This window comes from Enterobacter sp. fkY84-1 (genome assembly GCF_052974705.1).
In genome coordinates, this window is sequence record NZ_CP169393.1 from 1,818,514 (window position 1) to 1,835,709 (window position 17,196).

The 17,196-nt window shown below is 46.7% G+C and carries 15 protein-coding genes and 5 pseudogenes; 14 read left to right on the forward strand and 6 right to left on the reverse strand.

Going from position 1 to position 17,196, the window contains the following annotated elements; genetic code table 11:
- Positions 1 to 25: 25 nt before the first annotated feature.
- The 4 genes and pseudogenes from icd to ACEPLT_RS08615 form a co-directional block, all read left to right on the forward strand.
- The gene (gene icd, locus ACEPLT_RS08600; protein WP_023292761.1) at positions 26 to 1,276 is read left to right on the forward strand and encodes an NADP-dependent isocitrate dehydrogenase; all 1,251 of its coding nucleotides are present in this window, start codon (positions 26 to 28) and stop codon (positions 1,274 to 1,276) included.
- Positions 1,277 to 1,448: 172 nt separating this feature from the next.
- Positions 1,449 to 1,741: pseudogene (gene tnpA / locus ACEPLT_RS08605) on the forward strand (IS200/IS605 family transposase); the annotation flags it as partial.
- A 68-nt stretch (positions 1,742 to 1,809) separates the two neighbouring features.
- Positions 1,810 to 2,956: pseudogene (locus tag ACEPLT_RS08610) on the forward strand (IS3 family transposase).
- 19 nt (positions 2,957 to 2,975) lie between these two features.
- Positions 2,976 to 3,110, forward strand: a pseudogene (locus ACEPLT_RS08615) (transposase); the annotation flags it as partial.
- 73 nt (positions 3,111 to 3,183) lie between these two features.
- On the opposite strand, the gene ACEPLT_RS08620 reads toward ACEPLT_RS08615, so the two are convergent.
- Positions 3,184 to 4,293: an acyltransferase family protein gene (locus ACEPLT_RS08620; protein WP_232928399.1), complete on the reverse strand. Its 1,110-nt coding sequence runs from the start codon at positions 4,291 to 4,293 to the stop codon at positions 3,184 to 3,186.
- 398 nt (positions 4,294 to 4,691) lie between these two features.
- Complete coding sequence (locus tag ACEPLT_RS08625; RefSeq protein ID WP_032651471.1) at positions 4,692 to 4,958, reverse strand: DinI family protein; 267 nt, start codon at positions 4,956 to 4,958, stop codon at positions 4,692 to 4,694.
- A gap of 100 nt (positions 4,959 to 5,058) precedes the next feature.
- On the opposite strand from ACEPLT_RS08625, the gene ACEPLT_RS08630 reads away from it, so the two are divergent.
- The 3 genes and pseudogenes from ACEPLT_RS08630 (at position 5,059) to ACEPLT_RS08640 (ending at position 7,092) form a co-directional block, all read left to right on the forward strand.
- Positions 5,059 to 5,298, forward strand: a complete 240-nt coding sequence (locus ACEPLT_RS08630; protein WP_032651473.1) for a hypothetical protein — start codon at positions 5,059 to 5,061, stop codon at positions 5,296 to 5,298.
- Between the two features lie 41 nt (positions 5,299 to 5,339).
- Positions 5,340 to 5,617, forward strand: a pseudogene (locus ACEPLT_RS08635) (hypothetical protein).
- A gap of 1,070 nt (positions 5,618 to 6,687) precedes the next feature.
- Complete coding sequence (locus ACEPLT_RS08640) at positions 6,688 to 7,092, forward strand: tail fiber assembly protein (protein ID WP_447088365.1); 405 nt, start codon at positions 6,688 to 6,690, stop codon at positions 7,090 to 7,092.
- A 527-nt stretch (positions 7,093 to 7,619) separates the two neighbouring features.
- On the opposite strand, the gene ACEPLT_RS08645 is transcribed toward ACEPLT_RS08640, so the two are convergent.
- Positions 7,620 to 8,690, reverse strand: a complete 1,071-nt coding sequence (locus ACEPLT_RS08645; RefSeq protein ID WP_232928401.1) for an acyltransferase family protein — start codon at positions 8,688 to 8,690, stop codon at positions 7,620 to 7,622.
- Between the two features lie 312 nt (positions 8,691 to 9,002).
- Here ACEPLT_RS08645 and ACEPLT_RS08650 point away from each other — a divergent pair.
- The 3 genes and pseudogenes from ACEPLT_RS08650 to ACEPLT_RS08660 all read left to right on the forward strand — a co-directional run.
- A pseudogene (locus tag ACEPLT_RS08650) lies at positions 9,003 to 9,179 on the forward strand (isocitrate/isopropylmalate family dehydrogenase); the annotation flags it as partial.
- Positions 9,180 to 9,256: 77 nt separating this feature from the next.
- On the forward strand, positions 9,257 to 9,604 hold the full coding sequence (locus ACEPLT_RS08655) for a DUF1304 domain-containing protein (RefSeq protein ID WP_008500751.1): 348 nt from the start codon (positions 9,257 to 9,259) through the stop codon (positions 9,602 to 9,604).
- Positions 9,605 to 9,678: 74 nt separating this feature from the next.
- The gene (locus ACEPLT_RS08660) at positions 9,679 to 9,924 is read left to right on the forward strand and encodes a DUF2543 family protein (RefSeq protein WP_032639754.1); all 246 of its coding nucleotides are present in this window, start codon (positions 9,679 to 9,681) and stop codon (positions 9,922 to 9,924) included.
- A gap of 290 nt (positions 9,925 to 10,214) precedes the next feature.
- On the opposite strand, the gene ACEPLT_RS08665 is transcribed toward ACEPLT_RS08660, so the two are convergent.
- Positions 10,215 to 11,714, reverse strand: a complete 1,500-nt coding sequence (locus ACEPLT_RS08665) for an EAL domain-containing protein (RefSeq protein WP_232928403.1) — start codon at positions 11,712 to 11,714, stop codon at positions 10,215 to 10,217.
- A 236-nt stretch (positions 11,715 to 11,950) separates the two neighbouring features.
- On the opposite strand from ACEPLT_RS08665, the gene ACEPLT_RS08670 reads away from it, so the two are divergent.
- The 4 genes from ACEPLT_RS08670 (at position 11,951) to ACEPLT_RS08685 (ending at position 15,807) form a co-directional block, all read left to right on the forward strand.
- Entirely contained in the window at positions 11,951 to 13,471 is a 1,521-nt protein-coding gene (locus ACEPLT_RS08670) for an EAL domain-containing protein (RefSeq protein WP_232928405.1), read from the forward strand.
- Positions 13,472 to 13,638: 167 nt separating this feature from the next.
- A complete protein-coding gene (locus ACEPLT_RS08675) occupies positions 13,639 to 15,123 on the forward strand; it encodes a sensor domain-containing diguanylate cyclase (RefSeq protein ID WP_232928408.1) in 1,485 nt (494 codons plus the stop codon).
- A gap of 283 nt (positions 15,124 to 15,406) precedes the next feature.
- Positions 15,407 to 15,655, forward strand: coding sequence for a GlsB/YeaQ/YmgE family stress response membrane protein (locus tag ACEPLT_RS08680; RefSeq protein WP_008500746.1), 249 nt, complete (start codon positions 15,407 to 15,409; stop codon positions 15,653 to 15,655).
- Between the two features lie 29 nt (positions 15,656 to 15,684).
- Entirely contained in the window at positions 15,685 to 15,807 is a 123-nt protein-coding gene (locus ACEPLT_RS08685; protein WP_008500745.1) for a hypothetical protein, read from the forward strand.
- Here ACEPLT_RS08685 and ACEPLT_RS08690 read toward each other — a convergent pair.
- Together ACEPLT_RS08690 and ACEPLT_RS08695 are read right to left on the reverse strand one after the other, a co-directional pair.
- The gene (locus tag ACEPLT_RS08690; RefSeq protein WP_014883431.1) at positions 15,786 to 15,884 is read right to left on the reverse strand and encodes a YoaK family small membrane protein; all 99 of its coding nucleotides are present in this window, start codon (positions 15,882 to 15,884) and stop codon (positions 15,786 to 15,788) included. The two genes, ACEPLT_RS08685 and ACEPLT_RS08690, sit on opposite strands and share 22 nt — an antisense overlap.
- A 45-nt stretch (positions 15,885 to 15,929) precedes the next feature.
- Positions 15,930 to 16,958 carry a sensor domain-containing diguanylate cyclase gene (locus ACEPLT_RS08695; RefSeq protein WP_031274981.1) on the reverse strand — a complete coding sequence of 343 codons (1,029 nt, stop codon included), beginning with the start codon at positions 16,956 to 16,958 and terminating at the stop codon, positions 15,930 to 15,932.
- Positions 16,959 to 17,196: the final 238 nt, after the last annotated feature.

The window sequence follows — 17,196 nt, forward strand, 5'->3', positions numbered from 1 at the left end:
CCAGAAGCGCTCGAAGGAGAGGTTAATGGAAAGCAAAGTAGTTGTTCCGGCGGAAGGTAAAAAGATCACCCTGCAAAACGGCAAGATTAACGTTCCTCACAATCCGATCATTCCATTCATCGAAGGTGATGGTATCGGTGTAGACGTTACCCCGGCAATGCTGAAAGTGGTTGATGCCGCTGTTGAGAAAGCCTACAAAGGCGAGCGTAAAATTTCCTGGATGGAAATTTACACCGGTGAGAAATCGACGCAAGTTTATGGCCAGGACGTCTGGCTGCCAGCCGAAACGCTGGACCTGATCCGCGACTACCGCGTTGCTATCAAAGGCCCACTGACGACGCCAGTTGGCGGCGGCATCCGTTCCCTGAACGTGGCACTGCGTCAGGAGCTGGACCTGTACGTCTGTCTGCGTCCGGTTCGTTACTATCAGGGCACCCCAAGCCCGGTTAAGCACCCAGAACTGACCGACATGGTCATCTTCCGCGAAAACTCAGAAGACATCTACGCGGGTATCGAATGGAAAGCGGACTCTGCTGATGCAGAGAAAGTGATTAAATTCCTGCGCGAAGAGATGGGCGTGAAGAAAATTCGCTTCCCTGAGCATTGCGGTATCGGCATTAAGCCGTGCTCCGAAGAAGGGACCAAGCGTCTGGTGCGCGCGGCCATCGAATATGCGATCACCAACGACCGTGACTCTGTGACCCTGGTTCACAAAGGCAACATCATGAAGTTCACCGAAGGCGCGTTCAAAGACTGGGGCTACCAGTTGGCGAAAGAAGAGTTCGGCGGTGAGCTGATCGACGGCGGCCCATGGCAGAAGATCAAAAACCCGAACACCGGCAAAGAGATCGTCATTAAAGATGTGATCGCCGATGCGTTCCTGCAGCAGATCCTGCTGCGTCCTGCGGAATACGACGTGATTGCCTGTATGAACCTGAACGGTGACTACATCTCTGACGCCCTGGCAGCTCAGGTTGGCGGTATCGGTATCGCCCCTGGCGCGAACATCGGTGACGAGTGCGCCCTGTTCGAAGCGACCCACGGTACTGCACCTAAATACGCAGGCCAGGACAAAGTGAACCCGGGCTCTATCATCCTGTCCGCAGAGATGATGCTGCGTCATATGGAATGGTTCGAAGCCGCAGACCTGATCGTTAAAGGTATGGAAGGCGCGATCAACGCGAAAACCGTCACCTATGACTTCGAACGTCTGATGGAAGGCGCTAAACTGCTGAAATGTTCAGAGTTTGGCGACGCGATTATCGCGAACATGTAATCCAGTTTCTGGGTTAAACAAGAGCGGGGGCCTGAGGGTTCCCGTTTTTTATTGTCACCCCTAAACCACCTCCTAGGGAGGTGGTGATTGATCCTGTAAGGCTATAGCCTGAAGAATGCCCATGCCGGAATATCTCTGCTTACTCACCACAAGTAAAAGGAGACAGACCGACATGGGGCTTTACAGGAGTTCATCACATGTATATTGGCGTTGCAAATACCACATAGTTTGGACGCCAAAGTACCGCTTCAGGATCCTGAAAGATAAGCTGGGTAAGGAGCTTTACAGGACAATCTTCTCTGCGGAATAAAAGATTGTGACGTTCTGGAGCTAAATATTCAGCCAGATCATGTACATCTTGTTGTAATCGTCCCACCTAAAATCTCAATATCAACCCTGATGGGGCATCTGAAAGGCCGCAGTGCAATCAGGCTCTACAATCGTTTTCTACATATACGAAAGAAGCTATGTGAATCGCCACGGGTTTAACAGACACCTCAGAGTCATTTAAGATGACTTAAAGAGAGGTGCCCATGAGCGGTAAGCGTTATCCTGAAGAGTTTAAAATTGAAGCAGTCAAACAGGTTGTTGATCGTGGTCATTCTGTTTCCAGTGTTGCAACACGTCTCGATATCACCACTCACAGTCTTTACGCCTGGATAAAGAAGTACGGCCCGGATTCTTCCACTCATAATGAACAGTCAGATGCTCAGGCCGAGATCCGCCGTCTTCAGAAAGAGTTGAAGCGGGTTACGGACGAACGGGACATATTAAAAAAAGCCGCGGCGTACTTCGCAAAGCTGTCCGACTGAGGTACGCCTTTATCCGCGACAACAGCCGTTGCTGGCCTGTTCGTTTGCTCTGTCGGGTTCTGGATGTCCATCCGAGTGGATTTTATTTCTGGCTTCAGCAGCCACATCCGCAGCGTCACCAGACAGATCAGATGCTGACCGGGCAAATCAAACAGTTCTGGCTTGAGTCTGGCTGCGTCTATGGTTATCGCAAGATCCATCTCGATCTGCGTGATACCGGACAGCAGTGCGGAGTGAACCGGGTCTGGCGGCTGATGAAGCGTGCCGGAATAAAAGCTCAGGTTGGGTACCGTAGCCCACGAGCACGTAAAGGCGAAGCCAGCATCGTGACACCCAACAGGCTCCAGCGGCAGTTCAATCCGGACTCACCGGATGAGCGTTGGGTGACGGACATAACCTACATCCGAACCCACGAAGGCTGGCTGTATCTGGCCGTGGTGGTTGGCCTGTTCTCCCGAAAAGTTATCGGCTGGTCAAGCAACCCCGCATGACAAAAGAGATTGTCCTGAACGCATTACTTATGGCGGTGTGGAGGCGTAATCCTCAAAAGCAGGTACTGGTTCACTCTGATCAGGGTAGTCAGTACACGAGCCATGAGTGGCAGTCGTTCCTGAAATCACACGGTCTGGAAGGCAGCATGAGTCGTCGCGGTAACTGCCACGACAACGCGGTTGCGGAAAGCTTTTTCCAGCTACTGAAACGCGAACGGATTAAGAAAAGGATCTACGGAACGAGAGACGAAGCCAGAAGCGATATTTTTGATTATATCGAAATGTTTTATAACAGTAAGCGTCGGCATGGTTCGAGCGAGCAGATGCCACCGGCTGAATATGAAAACCTATATTATCAACGGCTCAGAAGTGTCTAGATTATCCGTGGCGATTCAATGGGGTAACCACTTTTGGTCACGTGGATACTTTGTAGATACTGTCGGTGTGAACGAGGAAATTATCAGACGATATGTGCGGCATCAGGAGAAAATGGAGCAAATGCACGAACAGCAGATGGAATTGCTAGAGTAGCATGAGGAAGGTGACAATGCCCCCCTTACAGGGGACATTCTCAAAAGCCACCTTCTTAGAAGGTGGTCTTTTACTAACTCTGTCTGCTTAGTTCATTTCCTAATGCAGGAAATTTACATGATATTATAGATCTTGATAATCTGATAAATGGCCTTTCTACTACATTGTAGAAAATATATGCAGTGGTTATCGTTATGATGAACAAAAGGATAAGTCTGGACATTCCTACCCACTGATTGTAAATTGGTATATTTGCTCCAAACTTATCTAAATACATGGTAATGGCAATATGCGTCAGATATAACGAATAAGAGATGTCACCGAAAAATGATAGCATCTTTATCTCTTTTATCTCATTTTTCATTTCATAGGCAACAAGTGTCGCAATCAGCAGGATCGCCCATAATCCATAGTTAAAAGGCCCGTGTGCTGCTTTGTATTGAGCAAAGTAGAAACAGAAAACTAACGAGCATGAAATTACAGCAATGACATTAATTTTGGGGGGTGATGATATTACGTTTCTTAATTCGTATACCATCATGCCAAATATGAATTCTATTAACATCGGCGATGAGGTAAACCGCAGGAATGCCGCTAAGCCTTCCGGCATTCCTGCCTGTAGTGCAATTGCATTGTCACCTTCCATGCTAATACTGCCATTAAAGTAAAGTTGCAGACTGAACACAGAGACGGCAAGCATAAATGATGCAATCCATGATCTGTATTTATGACTAATGCTCATCGCAACGAAGAATATCAGATAAAAATAAATCTCATAGGTCAGGGTCCACGCTTGCCCTATCATGTTGCCACCAAAGAACGGTGCCTGCTGGCTGTAGTCAGCCTGTATCAGTAACGCAGATCTCCAGAATGAAAAATTATCTTCGTTTGAAATAAATAAATAAAATATTGCCAACGTAATAATAAACAACGGATAAATCCTGAAGAATCTTTTTACAACATATTTAGTTAACATGTTGTCTTCACTCTTTGCGGTTGAAAGCGCAATAATAAATCCGCTAATCATGAAGAAAAGGTCTACCCCAAAGGATCCGCTTATGAACATTAAATCACCGAAATTCTTTATCGGATAAATATCATTAAGGTTACCTCTGAAGTGGAAGCCAACAACCAATATGGCCGCAATGCCTCGAAGGTATTGAATAGAACGCACTTGCTGCATAATTCTACCTAAGCTAGTTAATAATTTTCGTGTCGCGAATTGTAATCTATATGAAAGCCTGTGTCAGCAATGCATCATTTGGACGTCAGAAGGTGTCGCGGTAGTCGATCGGGGTCTGGTCGTGCGGCTGGATGACATTCTACTCGCCATTCTCGATGGTCGTAGCTACTTCGGTAAGGTAATGTAGAAAGTGATCATCACGGATTAAGATGATTCGATAGAAGGGGATTGTCTTGATGAGCTTGAAGCTGTTGTTACATCGGCCGCGCCGGATATCTCTGGCCTGAAAAACCTGCTTAACGAAGATTGCCGCCGCCCATCGTATGTAAGAACGGACGGCGGCTGGTTGCTCAGTGTTCATGCCCGAGCAAACGTCGGGGATAGTACCCAAGTTAAAATTAAAGGCCAACCTGGCGAACGGGCGATAACTCAGATACCAGCCACATATCTGCCTCTTCAAACATATCCTCCAGCATGCGGTTCAGCTTTTCCCGATCGTTTTTGCTGGCATCACTATTCAAGCCGTTCGCCTGCATTGGCTTTACCTTCACTTCTGCATCAGGAAAAATCTGGTGCACTCGCTTTGTTAGCTCAGCCAGGATGATCTCTCTGGCCCCTTGGAGCCCTTCAACATTTCGCTTGTCATAAACCAGTTCAACAAACATACCGATCCTCTTATAAGTGAAAAATTGCCTGTGCTTGATCTGTTTTCATAAAAATAATACTGTATATGCATACAGTCAATAAGCGAATGAGGGTGCGTTAATGCCTCGCCAACCGGATATTCGTGCTGCTTTTATTGCGGCCATACAGCAAAACCCTAAGGGCTATCTCTGCCTGCACAAAGACAAATTCATCGCTGAACTGCAGGAGAGGCACTGGCATTTCAGCCTGGCGGATGCAAATTCATGGATCGAGCGATTCCAGCCGGAGTTCGCCGATAAGACGACAAACGGAAGCGAGAACCGATACTGGATCCTGCGTAACATGGGGATGGTTTACTAATGGGATTTCCATCCCCAGCCATGGATTACTAGGAGCAGCGCATGACGATAGATGTTATCTGCGGTGTAGACAACAACTGCCGGGTTATTGAAACTTCATGCGGCTAGGCCGTTATTAACGTCAGTCTGAAGCCAGAAGAGGGGATGCGTTGCTGGTTAGCATGGACGGGAGAAACCAGTTTGTGAAGCTAATGGGTCAGGCGCTGATCACTTAAGATGGTGAAGCGATTGAAGGGGAAGCTCTGAATGATGTAACGGTGCACGGCGTTCTTACACATACACTTAACCAGGTTAAAGACGATAAATCGCCTGTAATGTAGCGTGTAACTGTCGGTGGTTATTCCCCAATTTATCCCCAATGCTTCCCCGTACAAATTTCAAACATGAAAAAACCAGCCGTAAAAGGCTGGTTTTCAATGTGTTTTTGGTCGGCACGAGAGGATTTGAACCTCCGACCCCCGACACCCCATGACGGATGTTCAAATTTCTTCTAGCTTATCTATTAGAGTAATTGAAGAGTCCGCAAAGTTATTTGCAGCGTCCTGTGGAATTTCAAAATTATGTTTATATGCAGCCATGTTACGCAGTTGCGTAAGCTATCGTGTAGAGCTGCAAAATCTAAATCAACCAAGCCAGCTTTATAAAGCAAGCGCATAAGATGATATCCATTCATTAGCTCAAAGCGTCGGTCGTTTGAATGAGGAGGCAATTCAATTGTTCCAACATCAACTTTTCGTTTCACACCATTCCGCAATGAATTTTCAAGTTTCAGATAGGATTTCATAACATTCTCATAAGGGCTTAAGAAAAAAGTCCTTGTAACGCTCTGAGTTGTCTTTTTCTTTATCTGAAATAATTTCAGCCTACCCAGCAGCTTCTGCTGCTTGCTCTTCAAACATAATCTCAAACTTATCATATTTTATTGATTTTATTGTTCTAATAAGTTTGAAAAGGTCATATCGACCGTAATAGAGAAAACTGGCCAAAAGAACTGGCCAGGCTAGCGACTTAATCATTGATGACAGGAATGTCAGAAAATCCATTGTCTTTGCTTTTCATCGAAGTAGAGATAGAGTATATGTTACAAAATCGTTCTCCTAAATGAAAGTAAATCATCTATATTTCAGCATGTCAGATTTTGTGGTTCAGCGTTAAAAAAATCTCTGTAATTAAGTGGTTTATCAAAATAACAAGGCCTTAAGATACTTTTTTAATTTAATGCTGTCAGCATTATCGATAAAGCGCAATTCAGGCTTAATGCCCTGGCTATTAACGCTGGTTCATTCACTATGTCGCCTGGTTATAACATCACCTAGCGCTGGTTCGCTATTGCGAGTTAGCTAAGACAATTAAATTCAGCGTAAAAGCACAGGCGTTTTATGATGAAAATTTGAGTGTTATCCCGGCTGATGCTGTAGACTTTACTCAAGAAGAACATATTCATCTCATCGCCGGGATGAATGATGGTGAGCAACGTGTCTGCAGTGATACAGGCGGGAAATTGATGCTGTCTGGCCGCAGACCTTCTCAATGGTATACCTGGGATAATGATAATAATGCGTGGGCTATTTCGGATCATGCACGGGTCCAGCTTGCAGAAGCTGAGAAATTTCGTCGAATCCATGAGGCAAACGACTTTATCAATAACCAGCAATTGCCTGGCAAAACTGCCATGGGGCGACTGAAAGATTCAGAGAAAGAACACTACAATTTGTGGCTGGATTATCTTAAAGCGCTGGAGGCGGTCGATACATCAACTGCGCCAGATATCCTCTGGATAGATAAACCTAAATAATCTGTGCTGGCGGTCGTCATCACTTGAATTTTCATTCCTCGCAGACTCAAGTACGGGCATGAAATATAAAGCTGCTTGGTTCATACTTTCAACAAAATTATTTTATATAAAAGGGAAGATCCATAAAAAAACAGTATTCAAGAGCATTATAGAGGTGGCTTCTGATCGCCGGTTTACGGGGCAAGGGTAAAGTTATTGTTATGCCCTTAATTGAAGTAAAAAGTTGTGGGTGGGGCAATAAATCGACAGAAAAACATAATATTTTCTTAATTTATCAATGCAATATAAGAAATTTAGTTATGTACAGTGTGGCCAGTAAAAGCGTTCTGACAAAAGGCGTGGTAACTCCTCTAGCATCCATGGAACTGACTCTGTTGCCAGGGGTCGTGCCACTGGCAACAGTGATTGTCTGTTTTGGTAAGATAGATTGACTGATTCGTGCCACACAACTTTCATTTGAAATGGTCAATACCCTGACAACGGGATTATCAGAATATCTTTAAAAATGAATCAGTCTTTCTCAACACTCAGGTTTGGGGTGAAATTTCTTTTCTTTTAAATGCAAAATTCTCTATGGACTTTCTTATATAGTTCATTGGTGTTTCGCATAGATAAAACATTAGCATCCCAAGCGCAATGCTCATAATAGTATTTGCAAAAATAGTTTCAACTGGCCCTCCATAGATATTTTGATTATTAGTAAGGAAAAGCCAATGATATAGATAAATAGAAAAACTGTATTTGCCTATAAATCTGAATGCTTTGTTACTAAAAAAAACAGCTGAGTATCCAGATGTGTTACATAAAATGAAAATTAAAATAGTGAATAGAATGCCAAGGAATACGTATTTATTCATAAGGTCGATTGGCTGAAATCTAAAGACGTTTTCTATTACGCCAGGAGATATTATGAATAATATTGAGATTATAAAGAGTATGATGCTATCACCCATTGTGTTGCTTACTTTTATATTATGTCTGCAATGCAGGATGGCAGAAAAAACACCAAAAAGGAAAACGGAAAGGTATGGTAGAGTTTGAATGGAGTTTTCAATGGTGATATTGTAAGGGTATGCATTCTGAACTAATAAAATAAGCAAGAATAATAAAGCCCCCCCTCCCATAATTCCTTTAATTTTATCTGCGACTAAGAATGATATTAAAAACAAAGGAAGGGTGAAGTAAAACTTGAATTCTACAGGGATTGTCCAGAAATGAAAATATGAAGAATTAAAGGAAATGGTGTCAATCATTTTTTGGTAATTCATGTAGCCCATATAATAATAAGTAAATACAGCTACGACAAATGGGGGGATGATTCTAAAGAATCTTGATATGATGTATTTAGCATACTCAGGAAATGTAGGTTTTTTATTCATGAGCTTGATGCTTAGTAAGAATGCGCTAAGTGTAAAAAATATCCACACTCCATATTTTTCACAGCCCTTTGTATATTGACCAATCGTAGGGAGATATTTACTAACATTATGAAGTATAATTACAATGAGGCAAGCTACTCCTCGGATACCATCTGCAGCAGAAAAATGTTTAGTCATGTGAGTTGAGTTTGGTTGTTTGCTTAGTATTAATTCTAACATCTTAGACAAACAGTGAACAGTGAAAGCAGCCTGGAAGCCTATGTGCTGGAGTATGGTGCCAGAGAGTGATAATCATTTACGACGTAGGTGTTTCAACGCAGTATAAAGTGCTCTGGCTAACAATTAGTAAAGTGCTCCAACAAGGTCGTATGCAAAAACAGGCGGTGGCTGGCTGGCTGGCGATCATTCGATAGCATTCCCCAAAATAAAAATTAATCCTATTAAAATCATTGGTTTAAAAGAGGTAGGTTGGGGCAATACATCGACAGAAAAACATAATTTTTTCACAAATTATCAATGAGATAGTAGAATAGCAGTTATGTACTGCTGCGTCATATGGAATGGTTCGAAGCCGCAGACCTGATCGTTAAAGGTATGGAAGGCGCGATCAACGCGAAAACCGTAACCTATGACTTTGAACGTCTGATGGAAGGCGCTAAGCTGCTGAAATGCTCAGAGTTTGGCGACGCGATTATCGCGAACATGTAATCCAGATTCTGGGTTAAACAAGAGCGGGGTCCTGAGGGTTCCCGTTTTTTTTGCCTCTGCCCGCGGGAGACAACCCGATGTTAGCCACTGTCCTTATCACTGTCGTTGCACTTATTCATCTCTACATTCTTGTGCTGGAAATGTTCCTGTGGAATACCAAAACAGGACACAAGGCCTTTAATCTGCGTCCTGATTTTGCACGCGACACCCGCGTGCTGGCGGCGAATCAGGGGCTGTATAACGGGTTCCTGGCGGCGGGCCTGCTGTGGAGCCTCTGGCTCGGCGAAAACGGGATTCAGGTGGCCATCTTCTTCCTGACCTGCGTGCTGATCGCCGGGCTTTTTGGCGCAGCCACCGCCAGCCGTAAAATTTTGTACGTGCAGGCTATTCCCGCGCTCGCTGCGCTGCTTGCGTTACTCATCTGAAGCAATGCTTTGGTTGAGATAATGCGTCCGATATACTCGTGACGTTACCTTTATTGACCAGAGACGAGACTGTTATGCACAACGATATCCCCCTGAAATATTATGATATTGCCGATGAGTACGCGACGGAGGCCGCAGAGCAAGTCGCGGAATCAGAGCGCGACGCGCTGGCACACTATTTCCAGCTGCTGCTTACCCGCTTAGCGAATAATGAGGAGATCAGCGAGGAAGCCCAGCAGGAGATGGCCGCAGAAGCCGGGATCCGTGCGGGTCGCATTGATGATGTTGCGAACTTCCTCAATCAGTGGGGAAATGAATAGCCTGCCTCAAAAACCGTTATGGTGATGCTTTGCGATACAGCTCAGCATCACGCTATCGGACCACATGCATTTTTTCCGCAGAATAGGCGAAGCGGGTTTATCGACAAGCAGCGCGAAAATAACGATCAGAAGAAAGAGTACTGCTGGAAAAACTAAGGATAATTTCACGTTTTTAACCAAAATAAGAGTGTGCTTCAGGGGAATCTACCGTCTGAATATTACGACTATATGTTTTGGCGGAAAAAATGGAAACGTCCGAGTGTAAAAAAACGAGCAGGACAGGCTTCAGGTTAGGGGGCGACGCCGGTGAGTCGCTTCGCCAGCTCGCTCCGGGTGAGTGCTTTTGAAAAATACCATCCCTGGATCAGCGCGTCGGGATATCTGTCCGCAATAAAGCGATACTGAGTTTCATTTTCCACGCCCTCGAAAACAAGGGTTTTATTCAACTTCGCGAGGGCATCGCTGAAGATAACAAAGATGTTTTGCTTATAATCTTCGCTGATGCCATCCACCAGCGATTTGTCAATTTTGATTTCATCATATTCAAGCTGTGACAGCCGGGCCAGATTTGAATTTTGCACGCCGAAATCATCGATTGAAATTTTAACGCCAAGCGATTTTAGTTCCTGGCAGAATCCCTCAAGGATATCCGCCGCGGAAACGGCTTTCTCAGAAAGCTCGACCTTCATCAGGGAAAGGGGAAGGTTGTTGACTAAGCACTCGCGACGCAAAATGTTAATAAACTGTCCGTCTTCAATTTCTTTCCGCCCAACGTTGATTGAAACGATCAGCTGATGCTTAATTGCCAGCGGGGCAATTTCTGAGAGCGATTTACCGATAACATTGCCATAATATCTTTTATACAGCCCGATTTTCTTAATTAATGGGATAAACAGCTCCGGCGAGACGTCTCCGTGTTTTTGATCGCGCCACCGCGACAGAACTTCCACGCCCACGATTTTTTGATCGCGAATGCGAATAATGGGCTGATAGTTAACGCTGAAGGTATTTGTTATCACGGCTTTGATTAGCGTACGTTCCAGCGAAAAACGGTCTTCATGGATACGGAAGACAAATAACGTTATCGCGACCCAGATAAAAAAGAGTATGACCGCGAGAAACGTAAAGATAAACGGGGGGAGAGAGGCCAGTCCCGCATCGTGATGTTTGACAATCACGCATAAATCCCACACGGCGCTGCACTGTGTAATGGTCAGGGTGAACAACGTGGAGTGCAGCCAGCTCCGCGCTCGCAGGTCGGGGGCAGCCGAAAAAAAGATCCGGCCAAAGTCCTTTGTGGTGGCACTCAGAGAATAGCTTGCGGTAACCGGGGTGAATTTATCGTAAGCATAGCGGGAAGTGAAGATAATAATATTATTATAAATGGCCGCATTGCCCGTGAAAAAGTCTTTTCTTGAAAACTGCGCGAGGAGAAAACCTCTCGGCGTTTTATGCAGTTCCGCAGGAAGTGGAACGGGCGTCGCGAGTTTACCCCAAAAAGCAGTACAGATAATTTTTCCTTTTTCAATAAAACCGATATCGCCGAAATAGAGGTTGTTAAGCTTTATTTGTCTGTAGCTATCAAGGCTGGTTTTATCACAGCCCTGCGTCGTTATGCTTTTAAGGCCCAGCGCCACGTTTTGGGACAGGTCTTCGGAATAATGTAAAAGGGTCCGGGATATTTCAAGCTGTTTGGTTTTTTGCTGACCAAGGATAACCGCATTGACCGCATAAAGAGACAGGATGACCAGAAGCGTTGAAACGATCGCAACGGCAATGCGCTTTTTCATTTTCCGGTTATCCTGTCCGCTCCCTGAATTCATAAATCTTAACACAGCCTGGGCAAGGCACAAGCCTGATAGTCACGCCGGGTGAGCAAATTCGGGCGGGTGAACTCATACGAAAGCATCAGTTTTTTAAGATAATTCTCAGCTAAGCTATTTTCATTGCGATCGGCAACGTCAGGTAAACCACGGGTTCTTCTTTCAGATCCTTCATGCTTGTTTATTCTATTAAGGAAAACATCGTGCGCAACGTGATGATCCCTATTCTCAGTGCCCTGTTTCTTTTTCTGATCGGCATACTGATTATTAACTGGCAGTTATGGCAGATGGCGAAAATGAATAACGTTCATACCGCCACGGTAAGCACCCAGAAAATAGAAAGCATTTTGTCGGAAGCCGTCAGTGCGGCCAGCACGGCGAAGCGCGTTGCGGAGCAGGGGTGTACCAGCAGCGGGCAGCTGGCGCTGGGGACAGAAGCTGCGCTAAAACCGCATCTGCGCGCCATCATGATCCAGCAGCAGGGGGAAATCATCTGTACATCCCTTCCGGGGAATGGCGTATTGATTGTTCATCCGGAGACGCTACCTGAAAAAGAATTAATGCTGCTCCCCGGTAATCGACTGGTGAACGGCATCCCGGTACTTGTCTTCCAGATGCCCATCGCGGGCGGGCGCATCATCGTCAGCGTCAGTGATGCGCATTTGCAGGACGTCATCGCGAATGCATCAAACAGCGTTGACCTGGGGTTGGTTGTCGGCGAAAGCATGTTTACGCGCAACGGTGACGTGACCGGATGGAAAGCGGCCTCGTGGACGGGTTCACTTACGGCATCTTCGCAATTCCCCTTTAGTATGGCCTGGCAACCGCCTGCCTTTTTTAGCCTGACGCGGCTACTGCACCAGGGCTGGAGCCTGATACTGCTGATTCTCGCGCTATCCCTGGCGGTGGGCATTTTGATCCGTCGATACAAGGGAAAAAGCACCACCTTTGAAGACGATTTGCGTAAGGCCATTTTGCAGGGAGAGATCGTGCCTTACTACCAGCCGATCGTGAACGGGGACACCGGCGGGTTATACGGGGTTGAAGTCCTGGCAAGGTGGAAGCATCCAAAGTCTGGGTTTATCCCGCCGGATGTCTTTATTCCGATTGCTGAACGTAGCGGGTTGATTATTCCGCTGACCAAAGGCTTGATGGCGAAAGTGGTCACACAGCTTAAGCCGCTGTTGCCGAAGCTACCGGATGGGTTCCATATCGGGGTGAACATCAGCGCCAGACACATTGATGCCCCTTCTTTCCTTGGTGACTGTCGTCTCTTCGGCAAGGGGTTTCAGGGTAAAGCCGTGAAGCTGGTTCTCGAGGTGACCGAGCGTGAACCGTTGATCGATAATCCTCATCTGGTGGAAAACCTCAACGCGCTGCATAACGCCGGTTTTGTCATTGCACTGGATGATTTTGGTACGGGGTATTCCGGGCTGTCATGTCTTAATGCGCTTGCCATAGATTGTATTAAAATTGATAAAAGCTTTGTTAACCGGGTTTCTGAGGAGAAGGACTCAACGATCCTGCTGGACTGCGTTATTGACCTGGCGAAAAAACTCTCATTGCGTATCGTGGCCGAAGGTGTAGAAACGAAAGAGCAGCTGGAGTATCTCAACCGTAATGAAATTACCCTGTTGCAGGGGTATTATTTTGGTAAACCCGTCTCCTATATCGATTTTATTAAAGTCATTTTATCTAAGCCCAGGGAGGCCGTGATGCTGTAAAACGTCAGGCGCTGTAAAAAAATCAGGAATAGAGCGGGTTGCCTGGCGGTGAAACACAAAATAAAGACGAGCTTCTGTTGTATGCTTAAGTGCAATTCATTTTCCTCTTATCCTGAGCTTTGTTACAGTGACAAGAGTTGTCAGCCAGGGATATCAGGCGTGATAAGGTGGAAAAGCTCGTGCATGTGAAAAATACTTTTTACACAACAACCATTACCGTCATCATTGTCTCATTGATCATCTCGCTGGCGCTTGCCGTCCAAATTGCCACGTCCAGACAGCAGTCAATCCAGCAAATTAATACCAGCGTCGCTAATCTTAGCCACACCCTGGATGTTTATACTGAAGGGATCATGCGCCAGAGTGAAATGTTAATTACTACCGTTTCCGACATAATCGAAATTTATGGCATGACCCCGCAGCAGGCGACCAATATTCAGCACATGATCCATAATCAGGATAACCTTCTTACCCAGATTAATAATGTGGTTGTTTACGATGCTCAGGGCGATATCTTCACCGCGCTGCATGAAAGTTTCACGGGGCCACGCAAAGGCTCGGACAGAGAGTTTTTTATCTATCACCAGGAAAATAAAACTCAGCAGGTCTTTATTGGGGAGCCGGTGGTAAGCAGAACCAATGGCAAATGGGTTATCACCCTCAGTCGGCGCCTTGAAACTCAGTCCGGGGCATTTAACGGTGTCGTGGTGGTGACGCTCGGTATTGAAAATTTTCTGGCACTCTACGGGCAGATTAATATCGGTCACTCGGGCGTCATCGGCTTAACGACGCAATCAGGCGTGCTGCTGGTCCGTTATCCCTTTAAAAATACCTATATCGGCACGATTGTTTCTGATTCACCGCTCTTCAGGAAATATCTCAAAGTACAAAATACGGGGATAGCCAGCTCCATCTCACGGTTTGATAAAATCGAGCGCATCTATGCCTATGAGAAAAACCGACGCTACGGACTGGTCACCACAGTGGCCGTCAGCATTGATGAAGCTCTTGCACCCTGGCGCAAGCAGGCGATTCAGCTGGCGGTACTCATTTTCGTGTTTACGGCGATACTCATCGTGGCGTCGTACTTCCTGTATTCCGACCTGTCCCGAAAAACACGGGATAACAAAGCGCTGAAGATTATCGCTTCAGAAGATGCGTTGACCGGGCTGTACAACCGCCGCGTCTTTGATGAAAAAATCCTCTCGGAAATTGCTACGTGCGCCGCGCATGACGCGCCGATTTCGGTACTGATCGTGGACGTGGACTACTTCAAAAAATACAACGATAACTATGGTCATCCTGAAGGGGACCGGTGTCTGGCTATGCTTGGAAACAGCCTCAGGGAGAGCCTTACCCGTGATAATCAGCTTGTGGCGCGATACGGCGGAGAGGAGTTTGCGCTGATATTGCCGGATACGGATATTCAGGAGGCGCTTCGTCTGGCCCAGACGATTATTCGCAATGTGTTCTCGCTGCAAATCGCGCATGCCTTTAGCCCCTTCGGCCGGGTGACGGTAAGCGTCGGAATTTCCACCGCCCGTGCCGTCGACATTGCAGGCAGCCAGCAAAATATCATTATTGCCGCAGACCAGGCGCTCTATCAGGCGAAACGCGCGGGACGTAACCGGTACGCGTTTGTTGGGGTATGAGCAAAAAAAAGCCCACTCAGGAGTGGGCAAGAAAAACTGGAAGCAATGTGAGCAATGTCGTACTGAATACTTGAGTGTTTCTCTCAACTATTCAGTGTTGAGAAAGATAATCTTTCTCAACAAAAGATGCAACCCCACAGTTTCTGTGGCCCGTACATTTTTTTGATGAATAATTCCCCACTCTCTCATTGTGATGCTTATCACAAATTTCCTTTCTGGAATCCTGTGCTATCCTTTTTTGTGTCGTTGATTTAATGACAAAAACCATACAGAGAGGAAAGTTATGGGAATTTTATCCTGGATTATCTTTGGGCTTATTGCGGGTATTCTGGCGAAGTGGATCATGCCGGGCAAAGATGGCGGTGGGTTTATCGTCACCGTAATACTGGGTATTGTCGGCGCGGTAGTCGGCGGCTGGATCAGTACGCTGTTCGGTTTTGGCAAGGTCGATGGCTTTAACTTCGGCAGTTTCGCCGTCGCGGTGATCGGTGCGCTGGTCGTTCTGTTTATCTACAGAAAGATCAAAAGCTAAGGTCTGAAAGCGTTGAAAAAGGCTGCCAGATGGCGGCCTTTTTACGTACTGGCGTTTACCACCAGCCAAGCTGCGTGCCGGCAAACGCCGCGATGGCAACGATCAGCATAATGACGGTTGTCTTCCGCATTTATGCCCCCGGCGCCGCGTAACCGCCGACAAAAAACCACGCTAAAAATACCACCGCCGTTATAAATATAACGACCGGGAAGAGGATCCCTATTCTCATACCATCACCTGTTTCGGTTTCTGTAACGCCGTAGAGTGTACGGGGTTAATCAATGGTGAGAAAGCGTGATTTGCTTTTTCCTTTCTTATCCTGATACATCGCGACATCCGCAGCGCGTAACGCGCTGTCAGGATCGGTTGCGGCAGGGTCCACTTCGATCACACCGAAGCTGGCGCCCGGATAAATAATATGAACGCTGCCCAGCCAGTATTCGCCAGCGATGCAGGCGCTGAGGCGCGTTTTAAGCAGCGTAAGCTGCGCGTTATCCCCGTCCTGGTGGGGCTGGCTTAGCGACGCCACCAGAAATTCATCCCCGCCCAGACGACCGATAATATCGTCCTGCTGTTTCTCTTCCGTCAAACGCTTACCCACTTCTATCAGGAACTGGTCGCCAGCCTCGTGGCCGTAACGATCGTTAATCAGTTTGAAATCATCCAGATCGATGAACGCGATGATGGCGTTACGCTTAAGATGCCGGGCCAGAGAAAAGAGGGTGGTCAGATCTTCAAAAATGGCGCGACGGTTGGGTAAACCGGTAAGGGCATCCGTATAGGAGTGCGCGATGAGGGCCGCATTGGCTTCGCGAAGCTGGGTGACCAGCGACTCTTTCTGAATGGACTGGGCGATCAGCCCGGCGAAGAGCTTCAGGACCTGTTCACCGCGCTCGCTCAGCGGCTTTCTGGCCGTGCTGGTGGCACAGAGCGTTCCGTAAAGTGAACCATCCGCAAGATGGACAGGAATACTCATGTAGGTGGTAATGCCAAGTGCTTTCGCTGCTTCACACTCGGGCCAACGCTCGGGCACGTCATTGCTGAATATCGTGTCACTATCCAGCGCGCGCTTGCACAGCGTCTCATCCCATGGGACGCTCAGCCCCTCCGGAATCGTCATCTGCTTGCTGTTGCGGGCGTAGAGAATGTGCTGAAGCCGCGCTTCGATATCCACCTTCGTCAGGTAGGTCGACTCCATGTCGGTGACAATCTCCAGCATCTCCAGCAGCTGGCGAACAAGGCTTTCAAGGGATTGCTCGGTGGCAAGGGTTTCTGAAACGCGAGCGAGGATAAGATCCGACATGACGTAGAATGACTCCCAGGCAGAAGACGTCTGCATCTGCATGTTATGCTGAATTTTTAGGCTTCAGGCATAGTAAAACATGAATACAGAAAATTTAATATATGCAGGAAGCGGGGAGCAGGCGCGAAAAAAAGCCCCGTTGTTGAGACCGGGGCAAAGACATCTTGATTACGGAATGATGTTCTCTGGTCATATCGAGAACATGCCACACTATAGTGCTGAAAAGTGCAGTTAAAAT